The organism is Acinetobacter sp. YH12097, from assembly GCF_013419225.1.
GTDB classification, from domain to species: Bacteria; Pseudomonadota; Gammaproteobacteria; order Pseudomonadales; family Moraxellaceae; genus Acinetobacter; species Acinetobacter amyesii.
Genome location: NZ_VPAN01000001.1, coordinates 243,332 through 266,311, shown reverse-complemented (window position 1 = coordinate 266,311; position 22,980 = coordinate 243,332). Strand labels below are relative to the sequence as shown.

Sequence of the window (22,980 nt, the reverse complement as noted above, 5' to 3'; positions counted from 1 at the left end):
TAGATGAAAAGCGCGATCCATTTTACCCATGCCAATGGTATTCCTGCTGCGAGTTATCGAAAGTTTTTATCCTACTTTTCACCGCAATTTGATGTGAAGGCGATTCCGCTTATTGGTATGGATGAGCGCTATCCGATTACCAAAGATTGGCGATATTTGGTTGATCAAGTCATTGCAGATATTGAGCACCAATTTCCAAAGCAAAAAGTGATTGGGCTTGGGCATTCTTTTGGCTCTTTAGTCACCCTAATGGCGGCTTATAAACGCCCAGATTTATTTTCACAACTGATTATTATGGATCCACCTTTTGTAATTGGTCCCAAGTCCGCCATTTTTGAGGGTATGCAAAAATTAAAGCTCAAAGCAGTCGATAAAATTACCCCAGCAGCAATTACATTGAAGCGCAATGACCATTGGTCAAATTTGGATAAAGCATATACGGCACTACGGAATAATCGTTTATTTAAAAGTTTTGATGCGCAGTGCTTTGAGGATTATTTTGCACAAGGTATTCGCGCTGATGAAAAGCGCGGTGGAGTGACCCTCAGTATTCCAAAAGCCGTGGAAGCACAAATTTTCCGTACAGTGCCTGCATGGTGGTGGCGTACTCCACGTAAAGCCCCTCAAATGCCTGTACACCTGATCACGGCTGATGGCAGCCATTTTTATAAACAAGGTTTGCCTGACGGAATGAAGAAAACCTATGGTATAGAATTTAGTGTAGTTGAAGGTGGACACATGTTCCCTCTGGAGCAGCCGAAACAGACAGCGCTACACGTCATGCAGTACTTACAGCATTAGAAAATAATTTTGCTCATAAAAAAGGAGACTTGAATGTCTCCTTTTTTTGATCGTTAATTGTTATCGAATCTGTGCTTCGTCTAAATGGCGAGCACCTTCCAAGATCATACGAATCATAATCATGGTTTGTTCGGCAACTTCTTTGCGTTGTTCTGTCGGTAGATCAATGACTTTTGCACCCATGTTAAACACCAATTGGGTAATACCACGTGCCACGATGTCAGGATGAGCCAACTTGCTCTGATTTAAACGTTCTAGGACGATTAAATCTTCTCTTAATTCTTGTTGGAAATAGTTAAGTTGACGCTCAACTGCATTTTTATAGGAATGCGAACCAGTATAGCCTTCACGAAGCAATAGGCTTAAGTTGCCTTCATCGGCATCTAGCTGCTGAATAAATACTTCAACTGAACTACGAATAATACTGCTTTGGCGTGATGCCTGAAGGCGTGCTTCATGCAAAATTTGACGTAACACACCGCCAGCTCGATCAATCAATTCAATGGCTAATTCATCAATATCTTTGAAATGACGATAAAAACTATTTGGAGCAATGCCAGCTTCACGTGCAACTTCACGCAAACTCAGTGATGAAATACTTTTTTGTGGACCAATTAAATTAAGCGCTGCCTGAAACAGTTCTTCCTTGGTAATCGTTGCTTTACGACCTACAGTGCGAACTGTAAGTGGAGTTTCAGCTTCAGAATGTAAATCTTCCTGGTACATGTTAACCATATTCGTCTGTGCAGACTGAGTCATATTTTTTAATAGATTAAAAACATTAACATATTATAGCGTCTGCTAATAGCTTTTGTGAAAATGTCGATTAAATGCACAAGCGTATATACAAATATATATACATGTGTATAATAATTAAAAACCTCCCATGAGTTGTATTTGATTATGCATGTACTCGAAAAAGCGAAAAAGCCTTTAAACGCACTCAAAGACAGTGTTGTAGACGTCAATGCGGTAAATTTCTGGTTGCAGAAATTTAATCCGTTATGGTCTGGTAATCAGGCACTCGGCAAAATTGTACAAAAAGAAAATGCAGCAAATGAGATGGTCAGCCTAACCATACAGGTGAACCGTTTATTTAAAATTGGCGAAGCTGGTCAGCATCATCCTGTTTTTGCTCGCGTAAATGGTATCCGTTACGAACGTACTTATAGTTTGACTCAGTTGGATGATCAACACGTATTGCTTAGCGTAAAAAAAGTGAATACGGGTATTGTGAGTACTTGGCTCGTAGAACAAGCGCAAGTGGGTGATATCTTAGAATTTGGTCAGCCTTTTGGTGATATGACTTTGGTGTCAAATTCTGCGCCGTTGCTACTATTGGCTGCGGGTAGTGGTATTACGCCAATGTTAAGTTTGTTGAAAGCGATGAGCAAAACTAAGCAAATTGCGGAGCAACCAATTCAGTTAATGTACTGGGTTAAGTATCACGATGATGCCGCATTTAAATTACGCTTCGAAGCTTTGGCAAATCAATATCCAAACTTTAAATTTCAAATTTTCTTTACCCAAGAAGATGTTGCCGATCCACGATTAAATGCCGCTCACGCTGCTCAAATTGACGACATTGAGCACAGTACTGTGTTTGCATGTGGTCCATCGGGTTTCGTCACTCAGGCCGAAGCGTTATTTGATCATGCACAGTGCTTTATGAGTGAAGCATTTAGCATGAGTCCAATCGCAACGGATGATATTGGCTTTGTGAATGTCACGCTTACACAATCCAATAAAACCGTCAGTATTCCAAAAGGCCAATCAATTCTAGCAAGTCTTGAGCAGCAAAATATCAAACCTAATCACGGTTGCCGTATGGGTATTTGTAATAAATGTGCCTGCAACAAAGTAGAAGGTTCGACTAAAAATATGGTCAATGGTAGCCAAAATACAGAGCCGGGTAATTTACTCAAAATTTGTGTGAACTCAGCACAGTCAGATCTTGTTATTGATTTATAAGGTAGAAAAAATATGAACATGCCTGTAAAAATTGAATATTTTAAAAATCCAAAAAACCGTGAGTTAACCCAATCGCAATTAGACGAACTTGCGCGTGAGCTTGATGCCATTAAGCAAGAAGTTTTAGATGACTTAGGTGAAAAAGACGCGAAATACATTCGCCGAGTGTATTCGACAGTTCGTTATTCATCTATGGCGGGTCGTGCTTTATTGTTTGCAGGCTGGTTTCCGCCAGCGTGGATTTTGGGTACAGGTCTTTTAGGTTTTGCCAAAATCATGGAAAACATGGAATTGGGTCATAATGTCATGCACGGTCAATATGACTGGATGAATGACCCTAAATTCAATGGTCAGACCTACGAATGGGATATCGTAGGGACAGCAGATAACTGGCGCCAAACACATAATTTTAAACATCATACCTATACCAACATTAAAGGTATGGATGATGATATTGGTTATGGTCTTGTTCGTTTGTTCCCAGAACAGCGTTGGAAGCCGGGCTATTTATTACAACCGATTTATAGCATTCCATTTTGCTTATTGTTCCAATGGGGTGTTGCCATTCAAAACCTTGAATTGGGTAAATACTTTAAAGGTCGCAAAACAAAACAGCAGACCAAAGAAGAATGGAAGCCAATGCAAGCCAAAATCGGCAAGCAATTATTTAAAGACTATGTGTTCTTCCCGCTTATTGCAGGGCCTGCAGCATTACCGGTGCTTACAGGGAACCTAGTGGCGAATGGTCTTCGTAATATTTGGACATTTAGTATTATTTTCTGTGGTCACTTTACCAAAGATGTTGAAGTTTTCCCGAAAAAAGTACTTGAAAATGAAAGCCGTGGACATTGGTACATGCGTCAAATCCGTGGTTCTTCAAACCTTACTGGTTCAGAAGCATTTCACATTTTGACAGGGCATTTAAGCCATCAGATCGAACACCATTTATACCCAGATGTTCCTGCGCGTCGTTATCGTAAAATGGCGCCAAAAGTACAGGCCGTATGTGAAAAATATGGTTTGAACTATAACAACGCAAGCTTAGTGAAACAGTACGGCAGTGTACTAAAACGTATTGTGAAATATGCGTTTCCATTTAAAAAGTAATAAAAGCTACGCTTGAGTTACTGGATCAAAAAAGCCATGCAATTGCATGGCTTTTTTATATTAACTTTGGGGAAATATCTATTTTACTTTTTGATATGTAATTTGAGGATCTTAATCAAATTCATATAATTTCCTTTTTTAGCCATACGAATGACCAATTCAATTTCTTCTTTCGTCCACATCTGGCGAGTGGCTGAGAAGGCAAATTGAGCAAGGAGTACAAATGGATTTTCGCCAAATTTAATATGGAGGCCTTTGACATATTTCGGTGGATTGAATTGATTCATATTCTTTTCCCGCTTTTAATATTTGACCGCATTATTTATAATTAATGAGAAAAATAGCACACTATAAAGTCAAAATAAAAGCAGAATTTTCAAAATTTAATCATATATTAGAGCGACTTAAATTTAAGTTTGTGATTGTTAACTTTGATTAATAAACCAAACTAAATCACTCGACTTTAGTCGAGTTCAGGTAGGAGTTTATCCTGTCCATTCATGAAATGGTGGGTGGCCAGTTCAAACATAGCGAGGTCTTCATCACTATTTCCATAGGCATATACCTGCTCATAGTCTTGGAGGTTAAATTGCTCCAAAACTCGAATTTTCTTTTGCTCACCACTACAGTCTAAGGTTTGATATAAACCAGTCAGCATTTGGTTATTGGTTGCAGTTTCAGTGCAGATCAGTTTGACCCCGAGCTTTTCAGCCACAGGTTTAAGATATAAATCGACGGATGCAGAAACCAATACGACTTCATGACCGCGTTTTTGGTGTTGCTGTAATTGTTCATACAGTGAAGGATTGAGTTCTGCCATCAAATGTTCAGCATATTGCGCTGCTTGATTTAAAACCTGCTCATGGTTGGCTTGGCTAAACATTGCGGCATATAGGCGAGGACGCATTGCATGTGCAGGATATAGCTTGAGATAATAGCCTTGAATCCAAGGGAGAATTTTAATCCCTTGGCGCACGATATGCCTTTTAGGCAGGGAATAGAAGATGAACCCTGTAAAACTGTCTTTGTTACACAGGGTTCCGTCAAAATCAAATAAGGCTAGAGTTTTAGGTTTTTGATACGGCGCATGCATGTTTGATAACGTCCATCGACTCGTGTGGCAAACCAATTGGTATTGTAATCACGGCTTAATTTCGGCCCAGAAATTACGACTTCAGGCATCATGGCATAAAACGGTTCTTTACCAGTCTTTTCTTGGTACAACTTTTTGACCGCTTTATACGTCAAAGTATCTTCGAAGTCCTGATCTTTTTCTTTTTTAAGATCTGAACGAATTTGACGTGGAGTCGCGATCACATTGTTTTCTGCAAAAACGGCAATCAGCGCGGTTTCAGACTGACTTTTTACTGAACGTGGAGAACCATCTTTATTATAAAGTAAGAGGTCACCATCTAAGCCGAGCTCAGCAGGGGTTAAGTCATTCAACATGCTCTGGAATGCTGCATTACGACTTGAATAACGACCCGAGTTATAATCTGCAAAACGATAAATCGGTTTGTCATATTCAGCCGGGTACATCATTAAACGGTGAATGCCATAATACAAACCGCCATATTGGCTATACATATCTGTACGTAGTGCCGCAATATTTCCACCTTGGCGTTTGTGGTCTTTAGCATAGCCTATATGGACTTGCATCGAACCCAAAGTGGTAATTGGGTTGAGCTTTTCACCAATATCTTGTCCAACCAATTTCGCCGCGCCTGTTAACGCACTCACGTGATAGTGTTTAGACATATAGTCAAAAATTTCACGATATAGCTCGTCTAGCTCACGTTCAGTTTGAACGCGGCGCATTTGGTTCAAATAGTTATCTTCAGGACTCGGCTGATTTTTTAACACATCTTGGAAATAGCCAGCGACTGTACCACCGATGCCATCACCCAATTTATCTTTAAACTTTTCTTCAAGACGATCTTGAACTTCTTTAACGGCTTTTTCACCGAGCCCCGGCACATGCGGATCAGCAACAAAATTGGACTCTTGATCGACCACAGCAACAATCGTACAGACATTTTCTTTCGTGGTCGGAATACCGAGCTGATCACTAATGTCGTAGATATCATTGGCCCATGACAGACGTTCATTCACGCGAGGTGGAATGGCTTTTTTAATCTGTTCCGCTTCCATAGTGGGTTCATCTTTGCTCCACCATGAACCATTACCACAAGCAGCCAAGCCAATGGATAAAGCCAGTACAGAAAGGGATTTAAAGCATAATGTGGTCGAAAAAGTTTTGTTCATATTTTCCAATAAACTCAGCCATATGGGGGCGACAAAGCAGGAGCAGTATACTATGCAAAATACATAAGTAATGAATAAATATGTATATGCCTCATAGGGGACTGTCAATCTATTTATGGAGATCTACGCGTGTAAAAACAAGCAGTTCTGTCAGGATGATTGGAAAAAGAATGCTTTTTGAGCTAAATAGATGAATATTCCAATATCATTTTCAACAGATTATAAAAAATGCAGGTATATACTAGCTGAAATCCATAAATTTTTTAAGGGGATTATTATGCCAGCTAAATTTTTCAGTCGTTTCTTGGGTTTGATTGCGTTAGTTATGGTATTGGGGGCAATCATTATTAACTTTGTTGTGGCTAAACCGATGGTGGAATATTGGATCTTACTCTTACTACCTTGTTTTGCCGTTCCAATTTTAACCTCAGTGATGATCACGAAGGATGAAAATCTTTAACATCATCGTTCAGTAAATCTATTTTTCAATCCGATAGATGATCAATACTCAGTCTGTGCAAAAAGCTCACATCGGGTGGGCTTTTTGTTGATGTGTCTAAAGTATTTTATACTGTGCAAATGAGAAATTTAAAACGCCAGCACAAATTAACGGTATCAACCGTGATTTGGTCAACGGAACAAGATGCCGTGTTGATCGAACATGCAGATTTAGCTATGTCTGAATTAATCCTGCGCTTGGGATTTAGTGAAGAAGACATTTTACAAAGAAAAGAAGTATTAGGTTTAAACCGGCGGGCACGTCAAATTCAACGTTTATATTTTAAATAATTGAAATCAAATTCATTGAAAGCTGCGACAGATCTAAAATGTCTGTGAATTTAAAAACCCACAAACTGTGGGTTTTTAAATGTTTACTGAATTATTTTGCAACGGCTTCAGAAGCAGAGGCTACTTCAGTCGCGTCCTGAGCAACTTCAGTTGTTTGAACTTCAGATGCAGCAGCTTCAACTTTTTGTTCTTCAGCAGCAAATGTAGTTGCAGCCGCCGTAGAGATAAGTACAGCAAAAAGTGCTTTATTTAAAGTTTTCATGATTCAATCTTCAGCCTATTTTTGGAAAAAACAACTTAATGTATTAATCATGAGAAAAGTGTAATTAAAATAGATTGTTCTGTGTCCAAATTGTGAATTTCAACGAAAAAATTATTAAAATAAATCAGTATTTTGAAGTCTATCACAAAATAAAATGTGCCATTCAATTGCCGTTTATTATTTGAAAGCTTTAAAAAGAAAAACCCGAATAAATCGGGAAGTATATTTTACGTTGTTATTACAGCGAAACTTACCCACTTTTCGCTTAATTACAATTTATCGCTGAAATATGACGCCATGATGAAAGGGAGATTATTCAGCAGGGCATTCAATTTTGAGTTTTTCTTTGTAATAGTCCTGTGCGATCTTCAAATCGTTCAACATTTTATCTTGAGTATAGTCTTGGGCTGCGAGTTTGAGCATGGCAGGCATGTAGTTAGTTTTATATTCATGAGGGTAGTCATGACATAAGACTTGGGTTTTTTCCTTAATAGATGTGCTTGGGGAATCTAAAACATCAAGGTATTGACTGATTTGCGCATCTGACTGCTCAAATTGTTGAGTCGCTTGTTCCGTTGTTAAATCAGCGTTTTGGCTTTCAGCTGCAGCCACCTCGTCATTCGGTTGTTGGCAGGCAGTCAGAATAGTAGCGAAAAATATAAAAGAGAGAATTTTCAATTTATTCATAAAGTTCAACTCACTCGTGTGAATTTATAGATCTAAGTTTTCAATGATTTTAGCAGTATCCCTCTATAGTAACACCTGTACAGGCAGATCTGCTGAAAGTCTGATGTTGAATCGATAGTGTGTTAACTACATGGCTGATGCATAAGTTTCAACGACTCTTAAGCAAAAGCGTAGAAATTTTTGTTTGGAATTACTAAACTATCGCATTGCAAATTTGCCGTCCAATTCCGAAGCTTCAAATTCCTCAATTCAATCGTTGAGCAATGTTGATATTCATTGTCATCATTCAATTGCATAATCATTGCCATGAAACGTTTTTACGCTCAACAGATTTTGCGAACATACATTTGAATTTAGCATTGTTAAAAGTGGATTCGAAGATTTCGAATGTGGTTCGGGTATCATTTGCTAAATATAGCTAGAGGTTAAAACATTGAGTCAACATCCTGTCATTCAAGAATTATTCGATCGTCCCATCGAGAGAAAACTGTGGGTGGCACCTATGGCAGGGGTTACAGATCGCCCATTTCGTACCCTTTGCAAATACTTTGGCGCAGGTCATGCTGTCAGTGAAATGATGACGGCAGATAAGACCTTACGCATGAGTAAAAAGAGTCTTTATCGTGCCAATTTTGATGGTGAAATAGCGCCTATTTCTGCTCAAATTGCAGGGTCAGATCCAGCTGAACTGGCTGAAGCTGCACGCTATCAAGTGGCAAATGGTGCGCAAATTGTCGACATTAATATGGGGTGTCCAGCGAAGAAAGTCTGTAATAAATTGGCAGGTTCAGCGCTACTCAAAGATGAAGACTTGGTGGCCCGCATTTTAGATGCTGTGGTTGATGCAGTTGATGTACCCGTGACTTTAAAAACCCGTTTGGGCTATCTCAATGGCCATGAAAACATTTTGCGCGTTGCGAAACGTGCCGAAGAAGCTGGCATTGCTGCATTGGCACTTCATGGTCGTACACGTGAAGATATGTATCTGAATACGGCGCGTTATAGCTTAATTAAAGATGTGAAATCGTTGATCAATATTCCTGTGATTGCCAATGGTGATATTGATACACCTGAAAAAGCTAAATATGTATTGGATTATACCGGTGCCGATGCAGTCATGATTGGTCGTGCAGCTCAAGGTCGCCCATGGATATTCCGTGAAATAGGACATTACCTGACGACAGGTGAGCATATGGCGGCGCCAAGTATTATGGAGGTTCGTGACGTATTGCTTGGACATTTATCTGAGTTATATGGTTTTTATGGTGAATATTCAGGTTGTCGAATTTCACGTAAACATATTGCTTGGTATACCAAAGGTTTACGCTCTAGTAATGAGTTCCGCCAAAATATGTATAAAGTTGAATCTACAGCAGATCAATATAAAGTCGTCGAGAACTATTTTAATCACTTACTCGATCATGGTCAGATCATGAGTGATGTTCAAGTTGATCAGGTCAATTTGCTTGAAACCAAGTAACTTAAAGTCAAACGAAATAGATCTGTGCAATGTGATACAAAGTAAGTCGATTTAAGCTAGTTAGATTTATTTGAAATAGATTTAACTAACTTTATTCAAATGATCTAAAACAAATATTTAAATTGTGCATCGATGACAGCCTAAATTGCACATAAAAAGCCCTCAATGTTGAGGGCTTTTTATTAGGCATTCATGTTTGAATGACCCGTTGAGCGAGGTCTTAGTTAAAGCGCATTTCTAAAACCAATTGATTGATCAAGTCGGGTGCTTCCAATTCACGTATTTGAGAGACATTAGTTCCTGCCCAAAAAGCACCATATTCATGTGCACCATGCTTGCTAGCAGCGGCATGTAATTGTTTGCCTAAATCATAGCTATATGGGTAAGCCGGGACGGTCGGGCGAGTCGGTGTGTCAATATCTGTGTGCCAGTTATTGATAATGCCACGAGCAGGGCGGCCTGAAATACTCGAAGTGATCTGCGTGATGGGTGCATCAAATAATGCTTTGCGATAAGCTTCATTTGCATTTGATGTTTTGCATTGCACAAAAGCAGTGCCCAATTGAACAGCATCTGCACCCAACTCCATAATTTGATAGGCCTGATGTCCATTCATAATGCCGCCAGCAGCAACAACGGGGCATTGAATATGGCGTTTAAAGAGCTGAACCAAATCACGAGTCTTAACGCTACTATCAAAGTTTTCATTGAAAATGCCACGGTGACCACCAGCTTCAATACCTTGAGCAATCACGATATCAATGCCTGCAGCTTCGATCAGTTTGGCTTCTGCTAAGTTGGTTGCAGAAACTAGAGTCAAAATACCCGCTTGTTTCAAGGCTTGGATTTGATGTGGATGTGGAATACCAAAATGGAAGCTTACCGCTTTAGGGCGCGTTTCCAGTAAGAGGTTTAGAAAATGGTCATTATCTTTAAAGCTTGGATAAATACAGTTCAGTGCTTCTGGAGCTTCTGCATTATATTGAGCAAAGCGTGATTTAAATTGCATGATCCATTTGGCAGCAACTTGTTCATCGAGTTCTACTGTATCATGACAAAAGAAATTCACCTGAAAAGGTTGGTCAGTAAGTTCTTGAGTTTGTAAAATTTGCTGACGTGCATTCTCAACACTGCTTGCACCTAAACCCAGTGAACCAAGTCCACCTTGATTTGACACTTCTGCAGCAAGCTCAGGTGTAGAAACACCTGCCATCGGGGCAAGAAATATAGGGTGTTTGATGCCAAGTTTTTCTAATAAAGTCATGTGCATACTCCAATCACTCTAATTACTTTGCCCAAGCGAGTGAAATTAAGCAAATAATATTCGTTATTTCATATCGAAATGGCCTGGAGCCTGCACCAATGCTGTGCTTAAAATTAAGCGACACCTCATGTCGTAGTAATGATGTATGACCCGACTTTTGAGGTGGATCCTATTAAAATTAATGCTCTGATCATTTTAAGTTTTAAAACTCTCCTATGTCTGAACGTATCCGTGAAAAACTGCAAATTTTAGCCGATGCTGCCAAATATGATGTCTCATGTTCTTCGAGTGGTAGTAAGCGCCAAAATAAAGACAAAGGTCTGGGTGATACTGGAAACGGCATTTGCCATAGCTATACCGAAGATGGTCGCTGTGTTTCGTTATTAAAAATTCTATTTTCCAATGTCTGTATTTTTGACTGCGCATATTGTGTGTCCCGTCGAAGTAACGACGTAAAGCGCGCAGCATTTACGGTACAGGAAGTGGTCGATTTGACCATGAATTTTTATCGTCGGAACTATATTGAGGGGCTGTTTTTAAGTTCGGGGATTTTTAAATCGGCGGATTACACCATGGAACGCATGTTGCAAGTGGTGAAAAAGCTGCGTCTAGAAGAAAATTTTAATGGTTATATTCATCTGAAGACCATTCCGGGGGCATCTCAGGAAATCATTACCGAAGCAGGTTTATATGTCGACCGTATGAGCATTAATTTAGAAATGCCTACAGAAGATGGTTTAAAAAAATTTGCACCTGAAAAAAGTCATGTCGAAGTTCAAAAAGATTTAGGTATCGTCCGAGATCGTTTGATTCAATTCAAAGATGAACGAAAAATAATACGTACAGTCCCTAAATTTGTACCCGCAGGACAAACGACGCAAATGGTGGTGGGCGCACATCAAGAGTCTGACCGTGATGTAATACTGATGGCAGACCGTCATTACAAAGAGTTTAAGCTCAAGCGTGTGTATTACTCAGGTTATATTCCCATTAATGAAGAGGAGCGTGCGCTGCCACCTGTGGGGTCTGCGCCACCTTTATTACGAGAAAATCGGCTGTATCAAAGTGACTGGTTAATGCGTTTTTATGGATTTGAAGCGACAGAGTTGGTCGATCAAGAACATCCAAATTTAGAATTGGATATTGACCCTAAATTAGCGTGGGCACTGCGTCATCCCGAGCAATTTCCCGTGGATATCAATCGTGCTGAATATCAAATGATCTTACGTGTGCCGGGCATCGGTGTGCGTTCTGCTCAAAAAATTGTTCAAGCACGACGTTTTGGTAAAATTCATATCGACCAATTAAAACGTATGGGTATTTCCTACAATAGAGCACAACATTTTATACGCTGTGAAGATTCACCTAAATTTATTCGTGAACAACAGCCTCATCAAATAAGACAGCAGATTTTGCAAAGTGGCCAGTCGAAATATACGCAGCAAATTTCTCCACAATTGAACTTCGGTTTTTAGGATACAGTCGTGAGTATTTATGTCTTTGATGGCACGATGACAGGATTGTTAAGCTGTGTTTTTCGGGCCTTTCAATTTAAGCAATTTGACGTTCAGATTTGTACAGATGGGCAAGTGCAGGCAGGTCTTTTCGCCGAAGTCATTGATGTGGCTAGTCACGATGAACAAGCACAGCGGGTATGGCAAGGATTAAAGCTTAAAGCATCTGAAAGTGCTTTGAAGCAGTTTTATTATGCGTTTTTATCCGAGCAGCAGCAGGCTTTTCAGCATTGTTTTAATTTTGCAATTTATGTGTTCCAGCAACAGCGTGATGTGTCTAAAAACTATGGCCATGCTGATATATTAGGGATGAGCCAGTGGGCGAAGCAAGTGGGGCGTGAAAAGCACCGAATGGAAGCTTTTGTGCGCTTTAAAAAATGTCAGGATGGCTTGTTTATCAGTTTAGTCTCACCTGACTTTAATGTATTGCCTTTGATCGAACGGCATTTTAAATCACGCTATCAAGATCAACGTTGGCTGATTTACGATGAAAAACGCAATTATGGCATTTATTATGATTTAAAACAGGTGCATCAAGTGGATATGGATGCCACAACCATAGATAGGCAAATACAATCAGGCCATAGTCAATCCTTTAATATCGAACTGGATGATGATGAGGTTTTGTATGATCAGCTTTGGAAAGATTATTTTAGAAGTGTCAATATTGAAGCCCGACGTAATATGAAATTACATGTGCAGTATGTGCCACGTCGTTATTGGCGTTATATGAATGAGAAAGCGATTTAAGTGTGAATCATCTAGTTGTTTTCGGGCATAATGATCGAGCTTTTGATTGTTTAAGTGAGACTTTGATGAAATTATTTCTTGTTACAACCGTTCTGACGACAATGGCATTAACGGCGTGTTCTGCAAATGAACAAGAAAAGAAAACATTCAATCCGCAAAGTTATCAAGTTGCCGATACAGCGGGATTACAACAACGCTTTGAACAATTAAATCAGACTCTAGCAGCTGATTTTAGCCAACTAAAAAAAGTAAAAAGTATGGCTTTTTCAGATCAATCCGCTTTAGATGTTCAGAACTTAAAAACTTTAAATCAGCATTTTGTTGCCAATACCGCTTTAAAAAGCTCCAAAATTGCCTATTGCGAAGTAATGAATCATTATTTTTCTGAAATGTATCATCTCGGACATGTGAACTTAGCCTTGGTGAAAGACGTTAAACTGCCAAATGCCGCAAACGAAGATTTGAGTCAGGTATTTGCGAATGCAGACCAATTTTATGATTTTATTATCAACCGCTATACCACATACAAACAGGCACAAGAAACCATGCAATATGGTTGTAATCTAAAAGCAGCTCTGACAGATTAAAAAAGCCCCTCATTTGAGGGGCTTTTTATTTACTGAAATTAGCAGCCTGTTAGTTTTTCCGGTTGTGGACGTTCACCAGGGAAGAAGATTGGACGTAGTTTGACGCCAATACCGTTCCCAATGAAGGCAAATACTAACCATAACCAACCGTGTAAACTACCTGAAGCAATACCGCTGAAATACGCACCAATGTTACAGCCGTATGCTAAACGTGCGCCATAACCCAACATCAAACCACCGATCACAGCCGCTAGCAGTGAACGTTTTGGGATATTAAAGTTTGGTGCAAATTTACCAGCTAGGCTTGCTGCGAGTAAGGCACCGAGCATGATGCCGAAATTCATCATCGACGTGATATCAAACCATAATGATTCGGTGAGTGCTTTGGCATTTGCAGGTTGCTGCCAATATGCCCAAGATGCAACATCGATCCCCATAACACTTGCTGATTTTGCGGCCCAAACGGCTAAGGCAGAGGTCACGCCCCAAGGACGGCCTGCAAGTGCGAGTGTGGCAAAGTTTAGTAAAGTCAGGATAATTCCGCCCCAAACCAATGGCCATGGACCACGTAGAAAGCGTTTCCAGCTGTGTTGGTTAGCTTGCGGCTCAACTTCAAGCTGACCATGGCGTTTCTTTTCAAAGTAAACTGTTGCTGCGGCAATGATTGCAAAAAGCACAAAGTTTAATGCCAGTGCAGGAACTACACCAAAGCTTTTGACTAAAGAAATCGGCTCAAAGTGGGGAAGGTCAAACCACCATTGAATATGTGAAGTTGCAATCAATGAACCTGTACAGAAGAAGATCAGCGTTACAATCATGCGTGCACTACCTGCGCCCACAGTGTACAGGGTACCCGATGCACAGCCGCCGCCAAGTTGCATACCAATACCAAAAATAAAGGCACCGATCATCACGGACATTGAAACAGGATTAACGTTACCTTTGACGGGGTTGCCAAATAATTCACCCGCACCTAAAGCAGGGAAGAAGAGCAGTACAGCCAATGCCAACATGATCATTTGTGCACGCAAGCCACGACCACGACGCTCTTTAATAAAGACACGCCAACTCGAGGTGAAACCAAAAGACGCATGATAAAGGGTCATACCCAAAGCACCACCAATTAAAAATAGTAATGCTTGGTTAACGCCTACAATCAGATAAGCACCAATGGTACCTAAAATTAATAAAACAAAAGCCACCCAAATCGATATATTGGATCGATTGGCTGGCGCAGCAATAAAAGACATGGAAAAAAAAGCTTAAAAAATGTATCTCTATTTTACGGTTTTTATATATTGTAAAAATTAATATTATTTGGAATTCACACAATCATTGCTGTGAATAATTGATTTTCAATATTTGTAAAACTGATAAAAGAAACATTAAACTGGATTTACATTAAATAAAGAACCAATCCAACTTGAAAATAGCATGGCTGCAATGCCCCAGAGTGCAACACGTAGACTGCCTTTCAACATAGAAGTACCTGCTGCATAACTGGCTAAGGCACCGAGTAGTGCTAGAGAAATCACGCCTACGGCCATAACGGTTTTTTCAATATGCATGTCAGCACTGATCAAGATCGCAACCATCGGAAATATTGCACCAATTGAAAAGGCTAAAGCCGATGAGAGTGCTGCTTGAACGGGTTTTGCTGCTGTATTGTCATGGATTCCAATTTCATCTCGGGCGTGGGCTTCAAGTGCATCATGTGCAGTTAATTGGACTGCGACTTCATGGGCCAGTGTAGGCTCTAAACCACGTTGAATATAAATTTGGGTAAGTTCTTTAAGTTCTAGCTCAGGGTTCTTTTGTAGTTCTTTATGCTCCATGTGAAGATCTGCTTTTTCGACATCTTCTTGAGATTTCACAGAGATATATTCGCCCGCCGCCATAGAGGTTGCACCAGATATGAGTCCTGCAATGCATGTAATGAGTAAGGTATGGCTAGAAGCACCACTTGCAGCCATGCCCATAATTAAACTAGTGACGGAGATAATGCCATCATTTGCACCGAGTACAGATGCACGTAGCCAACCCGTACGTTCCATAAAATGTTTTTCGGCATGATGTGAGTAAGACATTATTTTCTCTAAGTTTGTTATTTATATGACCTCATAAGATTGACCTGACATCAGTTAAATTTCAAGTTAAAAATAGATTGAAACAGTAAGTTGAATAAAATACAGATATAAAAAAAGCACCCGAAGGTGCTTTTTTTTTAAGAATGCTTATTGTTGAGCTTTTTCTTTCACGTTTGCTGCACCTTGCTCAACAGCACCTGCAGTTGCAGCAGTCGCGTCTTTAGCTGCTTCTTTTGCATTGTGTGCAGCAGCTTCAGCATTTTCTGCAGCATTGTCAGCTGCTGTCGCAGTTGCAGTTGCAGCATTATCTACAGCAGTAGCTGTCGCAGTTGCCGCTTCTGAAGTTGCATCAGCAATGTCATGGCCTGCTTGGTCAGCAGCGTTTTCTAGGTGTTCACCAGTTGTTGCACCTGTTTCTGGCGCTTTGTCTTTATTACAGCCAACAAGTGCAACAGTTGCAGCCAAACCTAAAGCAACAAGTAATTTATTCATTTTGATCTTTCCTTTTTTTGTTATGCCCGTAGCATGGGCTGAATTTATATTAGCTGAAAAAATATTCAAAAATCGATCAAAAATTGTTGATTTAGTGTAATTTTATCCAGCATATTTTGTAGTTTAAAAGGCTTTATATATGCTTATAGCGTTAAGGGTTTTGACTAAATAATTCTTCAATTGAAGTCACAAGTAGATAGATAAATTCACTGTCTTCATGGCGCCATAAATATATTTCTTCCCCCAATTGTGTATCGTCTACCGTACGCATCAATAAATAATCGCCATCGCCGTTATGTGCAATTGCAATACTGTTTTCAGGGAAGTCTTCAATTTTACTTATGGATTGATGTTCTGCGGCTAGATGATTCGTTGTACGTTTTATTCTTTTCACATCGCTGGTGTCTTGGAAGGGGAAGAGCCACCATGCTTCGATATCATCACCATCTTCAAATTCATCCGCACTAGAAAAGCTAATGCCGAATTCGCCACCATTTTCAATTTGCATTTTGGCTTTATATTTTTCTGGAAACTTAAATCCTAATTGTTCTTCAGTTGCAGTAATAAATTTTAAGTCTAATGGAAAGGGCATGATGTTGTTCTTAAATTATTTTGGTGTTTTATGAATAAGCTAGGCGTAAATTTTAGTCAATATTTTTTACACTAGTTATTTTTATCCTAGATGTTTTAGTTATGGACATATGGGGCATAAAAAAGCCTGCAATCAATGCAGGCTTTTTTGAGAAATTAATCTATTAAGATTAAAGACCAGCAGATGCTTTAAGCGCTTCCACTTTGTCAGTTTTTTCCCATGTAAATGCGGTATCAGAACCTTCACGACCAAAGTGACCATACGCAGCAGTTTGTTGGTACATCGGTTGGATTAAGTTCAACATACGAGTAATACCGTATGGACGTAAGTCAAAGTGTTCACGTACAAGTGCAATAATCAAATCTTCAGATACTTTTGCAGTATTGAATGTGTTGATCGAGATAGATGTTGGTTCTGCAACACCAATCGCATAAGACACTTGAATTTCACATTTGTCAGCTAGACCAGCAGCCACAATGTTTTTAGCAACATAACGGCCTGCATAAGCAGCAGAACGGTCAACTTTTGATGGATCTTTACCAGAGAACGCACCACCACCGTGACGAGCCATACCACCGTAAGTATCTACAATGATTTTACGGCCTGTTAAACCACAGTCACCTACAGGGCCGCCAATGACGAACATACCTGTTGGGTTGATGTGGAATTTAGTGTCTGCATGGAACATTTCAGCAGGAATCACTTTTTTCACGATTTCTTCAATTACCGCTTCTTTCAATTGAGCTTGGGTAATTTTTGGATCGTGCTGAGTCGAAAGTACAACTGCGTCTAAGCGAACTGGCATGCCATTTTCATAAGCAAATGTTACTTGGCTTTTTGCATCAGGACGTAACCAAGCAAGTTTGCCTTGTTTACGTAGTTCAGCTTGTTTTTCCATTAAGCGATGCGCATATGAAATAGGTGCTGGCATAAGCACATCAGTTTCACGGCTTGCATAACCAAACATTAAACCTTGGTCGCCCGCACCTTGATCTTCTGGTTTTTGACGGTCAACACCCTGAGCAATTTCAGGTGATTGTTTACCGATCATGTTGATCACGGCACAAGTTGAACCATCAAAGCCAAGATCTGAATGATGGTATCCGATACCATTTACGGTATTACGAACAATCGCTTCAAAGTCAACATTTGCAGTTGTTGTGATTTCACCGGCAAGTACAACCGCACCCGTTTTTACAAGCGTTTCACAAGCAACCCGTGCATATGGGTCTTCTTTTAAGATTGCATCCAAAATAGCATCACTGATTTGGTCAGCCATTTTATCCGGATGGCCTTCGCTTACAGATTCCGAGGTAAATACAGCGTACTCGCGCATAAGTCCTATCACAGTTAAATTTAAAGACGCAATATGTTACATCGAGAAAGCGTTTAGGACTAGCTCAACATGACCAAATTGGATGAAATTAATTCATTTCAATGACTTTTTAATTGATATAGGCATCTAAAAAATTGATATGAGCTATGGATTTATCAATTTAATTTTTTATGATGAGATAAAATTGAGATATTTTTGTTTTGGCACAAGCAACAATGTGATTAGGCGTTAAAATGCCTAAAGTGGCATTTTAAGTGAATTAATTATAAGAAAAAATCAAATCAATATCCTGAGATTTATCAATAATGAATGTCATGAACTGCCAGAATATGACTGTAAACGACAATTATTCGTTTAATTTGAAAAATAAAACACAATAAGTACGCGCTTTTGAGACTTGGTACGCAAATTGCCTATTTGTCATTACGTTGAATGGGGAAACGTAATGAAACAGTCTGGTTTTACACTCATTGAAATCATGATGGTAGTGGCAATTATCGGCATTTTGGCTGCAATTGCTACTGTATCTTACAATGGCTATGTCGCTCGGGCGCAAGTAGCTGAAGTATTAACAATGATTTCACCCTATAAATTGAAACTGATTGAAAATTATTCAGAGGAACAAAGCTGTGTAGATTTGAATACAGCGCTGAATGAAAGTATCAGTACCAAATATATTGCGAGTAGTGACATTACTGATGTGGCAGGAACGTGTTCAGTGGTTTTTACGTTTAAATCAACAGATGTCAATTTTGCTCTTCGCTCAAAGCAGATCTATTTTAATATTCCAGATGATTTAAATGGTGCTTGGAATTGTCAATCGGATGATATTTCGCAGCGAAATTTACCTGCTACATGTCGTGGTATCTAAAGTGCCGTATGTACGGTCTTGAACATACTGGATAAGTACTGATTTCATAAGGATGAGTACGACGTTTGAGTTACCCAAACCGTAGTGGGTGTATTTTATATGAAATCAAATTTCAAATGGTCATTTATCTGGACAAGCTTTGGCTGCTATTTATATTCACATTTTCCATTCGATGTATTGGACTTTTATCAGTTATAAAGCATTTGCTTTCTTTACAAAACTCTAAATATGCATTGCGCTGTCATTGATTCGCCATATAAAAGCGTCACTGTATACAAAATAAACGACATGCATAGGCTTGAAATTGAGCAATAAGCGCCCAAAATACAGGTGGTGCAGGAATAATTAGCGAAAATTTGCCCCTGAGGCTTTACCCATTCCGCTTTTTTTAAGACAATATGCTCATCTTTGAATTCTTATTCATCTTACTCTTTTAAACCATTTGTTTGGACTCTGACCTATGACAACCCCGCTTAACGAACGTCGTATTGCAAACGCAATTCGTGTATTGGCAATGGATGCTGTGCAAAAAGCAAATTCAGGACATCCAGGTGCTCCAATGGGGATGGCAGATATTGCTGATGTGGTATGGCGTGAATTCCTCAACCACAACCCTGCAAACCCACAATGGGCAAACCGTGACCGTTTCGTATTGTCAAACGGCCATGGCTCTATGTTGCAATATGCGCTATTGCACTTAACAGGTTATGACCTGTCTATTGAAGATTTAAAATCTTTCCGTCAATTGCATTCTAAAACTCCAGGTCACCCAGAATTGGGCTATGCACCGGGTATCGAAACAACTACGGGTCCATTGGGTCAAGGTATTGCAAACGCTGTAGGTTTTGCACTTGCTGAAAAAACTTTAGCGGCTCAATTCAACAAAGAAGACATCACAGTTGTAGATCACAACACTTACTGTTTCTTAGGTGATGGCTGTTTAATGGAAGGTGTTTCTCACGAAGCATGTTCATTGGCTGGTACTTTGGGTCTAGGTAAATTAGTTGTTTACTACGATGACAACGGCATCTCAATTGACGGTGAAGTAGAAGGCTGGTTCTCTGATGATACAGAACAGCGTTTCTTGGCATACGGCTGGCAAGTACTGAAAGTTGACGGCCATGATGCAGATGCAATCCGTGCGGCAACTGTTGAAGCAAAAGCTGAAACTGCGAAACCAACCTTAATTATCTGTAAAACCATTATTGGTTTAGGTTCACCAAACAAACAAGGTAAAGAAGATTGCCACGGTGCGCCGCTTGGTAATGATGAAATCGCTTTAACTCGTGAAGCTTTGGGCTGGGCAGAAGGTCCATTTGAAATTCCTGCTGATGTTTATGCAGCTTGGGATGCAAAAGCCAAAGGTACTGCTTCTGAATCTGCTTGGAACGACACATTTGCTGCTTATGCTGCTAAATATCCAGCAGAAGCAGCTGAACTAAAACGTCGTCTTTCTGGTGATCTTCCTGCTGACTTCGCAGCAAAAGCGGATGCTTATATTGCTGAAGTAAATGCTAAAGCTGAAACAATCGCTACTCGTAAAGCTAGCCAAAATGCCATTCAAGCATTTGCGCCGCAGCTTCCAGAAATTCTAGGCGGTTCTGCTGACCTTGCAGGCTCTAACCTGACTTTATGGAAAGGCGCAGAAGGTGTTGAATCTAACCCAGCGGGTAACTACGTTCATTACGGTGTACGTGAATTCGGTATGACTGCGATTGCTAACGGTGTTGCACTTCATGGCGGTTTCGTTCCTTATGTAGCAACATTCTTAATGTTCATGGAATATGCGCGTAATGCAGTACGTATGTCTGCATTGATGAAACAGCGTGTGATTCATGTGTATACCCATGACTCAATTGGTCTAGGTGAAGATGGTCCTACACACCAACCTGTAGAGCAAATTGCATCTTTACGTGGTACACCAAACCTAAACACTTGGCGTCCATGTGACACTGTAGAAGCGTCTATTTCTTGGAAATCTGCGCTACTTCGTTCAGAAGGCCCTACAGCGTTAATCTTCTCTCGTCAAAACTTGCCATTCCAAACTCGTACAGCAGATCAAATTGCTGACGTTGCGAAAGGCGGTTATGTTCTTGCAAAAGAAAAAGGCGAATTGAAAGTAATCATCATTGCGACTGGTTCAGAAGTTTCATTGGCAATGGATGCTTATGCACAGCTTGAAGGTGTACGTGTCGTTTCTATGCCATGTGCTGAAGAATTCGTAAAACAAGACGCTGCTTACCGTGAAGCGGTTCTTCCTGCTGCGATCCGTGCGCGTGTTGCTGTTGAAGCTGCGCATGTGGACTACTGGTGGAAATTTGTAGGTCTTGATGGTCGTGTAATCGGTATGACGACTTACGGTGAATCTGCTCCAGCAAAAGACTTGTACCAACACTTTGGTATCACAGCTGATGCTGTTGTTGCTGCTGTGAAAGAAATTACCGCTTAATCTGTAAAGATTAACCTTAATAAAGACGCCCCAGAGAAGGGGCGTTTTTTATTGCAGAGATTAAATTTATTTTTAATTGTGAAATAACGATTTGTAACGAATGAATTAAAGCATTGGTTTAAAATTAATTCATTCATGCAGTATTCAGCCACGGGTGCAATGTTGCCCCAAGTGAGGAAACGATGAGCCTTTACGATCAGATAAATGATGAAATTGTACTGATGGATGCTGGTGAACAGAAATGGATAGGCACGGACTTAGCGCTTGAAGCCATGGTTGCAGTAGAATTGATGCTGCAAGATTTGCAAGAAGACAAAGTGATTAAGATTCGCCGTAAGAACCATGAAAAGCATACAGGCTTGAAGCAAGTTGACCGCATTTTGGTTGAGAAGCTATAAGCTAAATGGTTAAAAAGTCCGATTGTTCGGGCTTTTTATTTGCCTATCGTATTTATAAAAAAGATAAGTTTATAAAACAAATAAGAAAACGTCCTTTCAAGACTCATTATTCTTAAAAAAGAGCGCATTAAATAAAGTGTTTTCAACACATGAAGCTTTATTTCAGTTATAAAAATCCAGTGATCATTTAAAAAAGACATTGAACGTGCAAATACAAATTAAAAATTTAACAGAAATATCAAAAAACCAATGGCAGCCGCTTTGGGAGCTGTATTTAGAATTTTATAAAAGTCAGGTGGCAGATGAGGTGACTGAGCGTACATGGCACAGGTTACATGCTGCTGACTGCGAACATATGTATGGCTTTGCAGCTGTGATTGATCATCAAGTGGTTGGGATCGTGCATGTCATTGAACATGAGAGCTGCTGGACATTGCAGCCTTATGCCTATTTGCAGGACTTATATACCCTTGAGGATTATCGCGGGCAGGGCATTGGCAAGGCGCTGATCGCCAAAGTGAAAGAATATTGTGATCAGCGGCAGTGTGACCGTGTGTATTGGCTGACGCATCAGGACAATGAAACTGCGCAAAAGCTGTATGATCAAATCGCGAAAAAAACCGGATTTATCCAATACCGCTGTCATTAACTCAATGTAAAAGGCCATTCCAAATCAACAACAGCTTTTGCGCATCTCAGTATTAAGCTGAAACTTTAAAGTTTTTAGCCGGGTCAGCATCTTGCTGAATGATCCATTCTCCACCTACGCGGAACGATGAGGCTGAGGCATAGGTATCTTCCATAAATTGGAAAAAGCTGATTAAACCGTTTTGAACTTTGGCTTTAATTGAAAAAGGCGAGGTGAAAGTATTTTTTGCATAGACTGAGGTGTAGGTGAATTGACCAAATACAGCTACAGTTTCATCTTCAGCGATCATATCCGTGATTTGAAATTCATCGATATTCCAGTAAGTGCCGACATTGGCAAAGGTATATATATAAATGTCTCTACCTGTTCCAGACCCAGCCCACGGCTCAATTTGTTTAAGTTCTGGGTTGCTGAAGTTTAAGGAAACATACGCCGCGTCTTCAGCTACCAGTAGCTGAGTTGCATTTTCAACGAGTTCTTTTGATGTATTCATGAGAAATGCTAAAACGACATCTTTGGGCGTTTTAGTGTTTAAGGCTTTTTCAATAGCCAGCGATTGTTCTGTCATTTTTCGGTACTCAGATTTTTATGATGTCTAAAAATCTTAAGTGGATTTGTTTTGAAAACCT

General features: G+C 39.8%; 26 protein-coding genes. 13 read left to right on the top strand and 13 right to left on the bottom strand.

Annotation, left to right across the window (positions count from 1 at the left end; translation table 11 throughout):
* Positions 1-3: 3 nt before the first annotated feature.
* Positions 4-801, top strand: a complete 798-nt coding sequence (locus FTU37_RS01200) for an alpha/beta fold hydrolase (protein WP_180123631.1) — start codon at positions 4-6, stop codon at positions 799-801.
* Between the two features lie 60 nt (positions 802-861).
* Here the strand turns inward: FTU37_RS01200 and fabR are convergent, their stop codons facing one another.
* On the bottom strand, positions 862-1,560 hold the full coding sequence (fabR, locus tag FTU37_RS01195; RefSeq protein ID WP_078188804.1) for an HTH-type transcriptional repressor FabR: 699 nt from the start codon (positions 1,558-1,560) through the stop codon (positions 862-864).
* 144 nt (positions 1,561-1,704) lie between these two features.
* Between fabR and FTU37_RS01190 the strand changes: the two genes are divergently transcribed.
* Together FTU37_RS01190 and FTU37_RS01185 are read left to right on the top strand one after the other, a co-directional pair.
* Positions 1,705-2,772 carry a ferredoxin reductase gene (locus FTU37_RS01190; RefSeq protein ID WP_180123630.1) on the top strand — a complete coding sequence of 356 codons (1,068 nt, stop codon included), beginning with the start codon at positions 1,705-1,707 and terminating at the stop codon, positions 2,770-2,772.
* A gap of 12 nt (positions 2,773-2,784) precedes the next feature.
* Entirely contained in the window at positions 2,785-3,879 is a 1,095-nt protein-coding gene (locus FTU37_RS01185) for an acyl-CoA desaturase (protein ID WP_168377711.1), read from the top strand.
* A gap of 83 nt (positions 3,880-3,962) precedes the next feature.
* Here FTU37_RS01185 and FTU37_RS01180 read toward each other — a convergent pair whose 3' ends face one another.
* From FTU37_RS01180 to FTU37_RS01170, 3 genes are all read right to left on the bottom strand, one after another.
* Entirely contained in the window at positions 3,963-4,166 is a 204-nt protein-coding gene (locus FTU37_RS01180) for a hypothetical protein (protein WP_078188800.1), read from the bottom strand.
* 176 nt (positions 4,167-4,342) lie between these two features.
* A complete protein-coding gene (locus FTU37_RS01175) occupies positions 4,343-4,972 on the bottom strand; it encodes an HAD-IB family hydrolase (protein WP_180123629.1) in 630 nt (209 codons plus the stop codon).
* Positions 4,939-6,144, bottom strand: a complete 1,206-nt coding sequence (locus FTU37_RS01170; RefSeq protein WP_180123628.1) for a DUF1615 family protein — start codon at positions 6,142-6,144, stop codon at positions 4,939-4,941. The genes FTU37_RS01175 and FTU37_RS01170 overlap by 34 nt, the downstream gene beginning before the upstream one ends.
* A 277-nt stretch (positions 6,145-6,421) precedes the next feature.
* Here FTU37_RS01170 and FTU37_RS01165 point away from each other — a divergent pair, with 277 nt between their 5' ends.
* Both FTU37_RS01165 and FTU37_RS01160 read left to right on the top strand, forming a co-directional pair.
* On the top strand, positions 6,422-6,604 hold the full coding sequence (locus FTU37_RS01165) for a hypothetical protein (protein ID WP_168377709.1): 183 nt from the start codon (positions 6,422-6,424) through the stop codon (positions 6,602-6,604).
* Between the two features lie 119 nt (positions 6,605-6,723).
* Entirely contained in the window at positions 6,724-6,933 is a 210-nt protein-coding gene (locus tag FTU37_RS01160; protein ID WP_180123627.1) for an acyl-CoA thioesterase, read from the top strand.
* 91 nt (positions 6,934-7,024) lie between these two features.
* Here the strand turns inward: FTU37_RS01160 and FTU37_RS01155 are convergent, their stop codons facing one another.
* Together FTU37_RS01155 and FTU37_RS01150 are read right to left on the bottom strand one after the other, a co-directional pair.
* Positions 7,025-7,195, bottom strand: coding sequence for a hypothetical protein (locus tag FTU37_RS01155; RefSeq protein WP_180023844.1), 171 nt, complete (start codon positions 7,193-7,195; stop codon positions 7,025-7,027).
* Positions 7,196-7,507: 312 nt separating this feature from the next.
* The gene (locus FTU37_RS01150; protein WP_180123626.1) at positions 7,508-7,882 is read right to left on the bottom strand and encodes a hypothetical protein; all 375 of its coding nucleotides are present in this window, start codon (positions 7,880-7,882) and stop codon (positions 7,508-7,510) included.
* 475 nt (positions 7,883-8,357) lie between these two features.
* On the opposite strand from FTU37_RS01150, the gene dusB reads away from it, so the two are divergent.
* Positions 8,358-9,362, top strand: coding sequence for a tRNA dihydrouridine synthase DusB (gene dusB, locus FTU37_RS01145; RefSeq protein WP_373686254.1), 1,005 nt, complete (start codon positions 8,358-8,360; stop codon positions 9,360-9,362).
* Positions 9,363-9,582: 220 nt separating this feature from the next.
* Here dusB and FTU37_RS01140 read toward each other — a convergent pair whose 3' ends face one another.
* Entirely contained in the window at positions 9,583-10,626 is a 1,044-nt protein-coding gene (locus tag FTU37_RS01140) for a nitronate monooxygenase family protein (RefSeq protein WP_180123625.1), read from the bottom strand.
* A 215-nt stretch (positions 10,627-10,841) separates the two neighbouring features.
* On the opposite strand from FTU37_RS01140, the gene FTU37_RS01135 reads away from it, so the two are divergent.
* From FTU37_RS01135 to FTU37_RS01125, 3 genes are all read left to right on the top strand, one after another.
* Entirely contained in the window at positions 10,842-12,101 is a 1,260-nt protein-coding gene (locus FTU37_RS01135) for a putative DNA modification/repair radical SAM protein (RefSeq protein ID WP_180123624.1), read from the top strand.
* 9 nt (positions 12,102-12,110) lie between these two features.
* Positions 12,111-12,890 carry a TIGR03915 family putative DNA repair protein gene (locus FTU37_RS01130; protein WP_180123623.1) on the top strand — a complete coding sequence of 260 codons (780 nt, stop codon included), beginning with the start codon at positions 12,111-12,113 and terminating at the stop codon, positions 12,888-12,890.
* A gap of 65 nt (positions 12,891-12,955) precedes the next feature.
* Positions 12,956-13,477 carry a hypothetical protein gene (locus FTU37_RS01125; RefSeq protein WP_180123622.1) on the top strand — a complete coding sequence of 174 codons (522 nt, stop codon included), beginning with the start codon at positions 12,956-12,958 and terminating at the stop codon, positions 13,475-13,477.
* Between the two features lie 38 nt (positions 13,478-13,515).
* Here the strand turns inward: FTU37_RS01125 and FTU37_RS01120 are convergent, their stop codons facing one another.
* The 5 genes from FTU37_RS01120 to metK all read right to left on the bottom strand — a co-directional run bounded on the left by FTU37_RS01120 (position 13,516) and on the right by metK (position 17,984).
* Complete coding sequence (locus tag FTU37_RS01120; protein WP_180123621.1) at positions 13,516-14,727, bottom strand: YeeE/YedE family protein; 1,212 nt, start codon at positions 14,725-14,727, stop codon at positions 13,516-13,518.
* 135 nt (positions 14,728-14,862) lie between these two features.
* Positions 14,863-15,564: a VIT family protein gene (locus tag FTU37_RS01115; RefSeq protein WP_180010154.1), complete on the bottom strand. Its 702-nt coding sequence runs from the start codon at positions 15,562-15,564 to the stop codon at positions 14,863-14,865.
* A 147-nt stretch (positions 15,565-15,711) separates the two neighbouring features.
* The gene (locus FTU37_RS01110) at positions 15,712-16,056 is read right to left on the bottom strand and encodes a hypothetical protein (RefSeq protein ID WP_078188782.1); all 345 of its coding nucleotides are present in this window, start codon (positions 16,054-16,056) and stop codon (positions 15,712-15,714) included.
* Positions 16,057-16,207: 151 nt separating this feature from the next.
* Positions 16,208-16,648, bottom strand: a complete 441-nt coding sequence (locus tag FTU37_RS01105) for an SMI1/KNR4 family protein (protein WP_180040067.1) — start codon at positions 16,646-16,648, stop codon at positions 16,208-16,210.
* A 169-nt stretch (positions 16,649-16,817) separates the two neighbouring features.
* Positions 16,818-17,984, bottom strand: coding sequence for a methionine adenosyltransferase (gene metK / locus FTU37_RS01100; protein ID WP_078188779.1), 1,167 nt, complete (start codon positions 17,982-17,984; stop codon positions 16,818-16,820).
* 445 nt (positions 17,985-18,429) lie between these two features.
* Between metK and FTU37_RS01095 the strand changes: the two genes are divergently transcribed.
* From FTU37_RS01095 to FTU37_RS01080, 4 genes are all read left to right on the top strand, one after another.
* On the top strand, positions 18,430-18,855 hold the full coding sequence (locus tag FTU37_RS01095; RefSeq protein ID WP_180115441.1) for a pilin: 426 nt from the start codon (positions 18,430-18,432) through the stop codon (positions 18,853-18,855).
* Positions 18,856-19,315: 460 nt separating this feature from the next.
* Positions 19,316-21,304, top strand: coding sequence for a transketolase (gene tkt, locus FTU37_RS01090; protein ID WP_180123620.1), 1,989 nt, complete (start codon positions 19,316-19,318; stop codon positions 21,302-21,304).
* 182 nt (positions 21,305-21,486) lie between these two features.
* On the top strand, positions 21,487-21,702 hold the full coding sequence (locus FTU37_RS01085) for a hypothetical protein (protein ID WP_180010149.1): 216 nt from the start codon (positions 21,487-21,489) through the stop codon (positions 21,700-21,702).
* Between the two features lie 199 nt (positions 21,703-21,901).
* Positions 21,902-22,351, top strand: coding sequence for a GNAT family N-acetyltransferase (locus tag FTU37_RS01080; RefSeq protein WP_180123619.1), 450 nt, complete (start codon positions 21,902-21,904; stop codon positions 22,349-22,351).
* 52 nt (positions 22,352-22,403) lie between these two features.
* Here FTU37_RS01080 and FTU37_RS16640 read toward each other — a convergent pair whose 3' ends face one another.
* The gene (locus FTU37_RS16640; RefSeq protein WP_257223563.1) at positions 22,404-22,919 is read right to left on the bottom strand and encodes a nuclear transport factor 2 family protein; all 516 of its coding nucleotides are present in this window, start codon (positions 22,917-22,919) and stop codon (positions 22,404-22,406) included.
* Between the last annotated feature and the right edge of the window lie 61 nt (positions 22,920-22,980).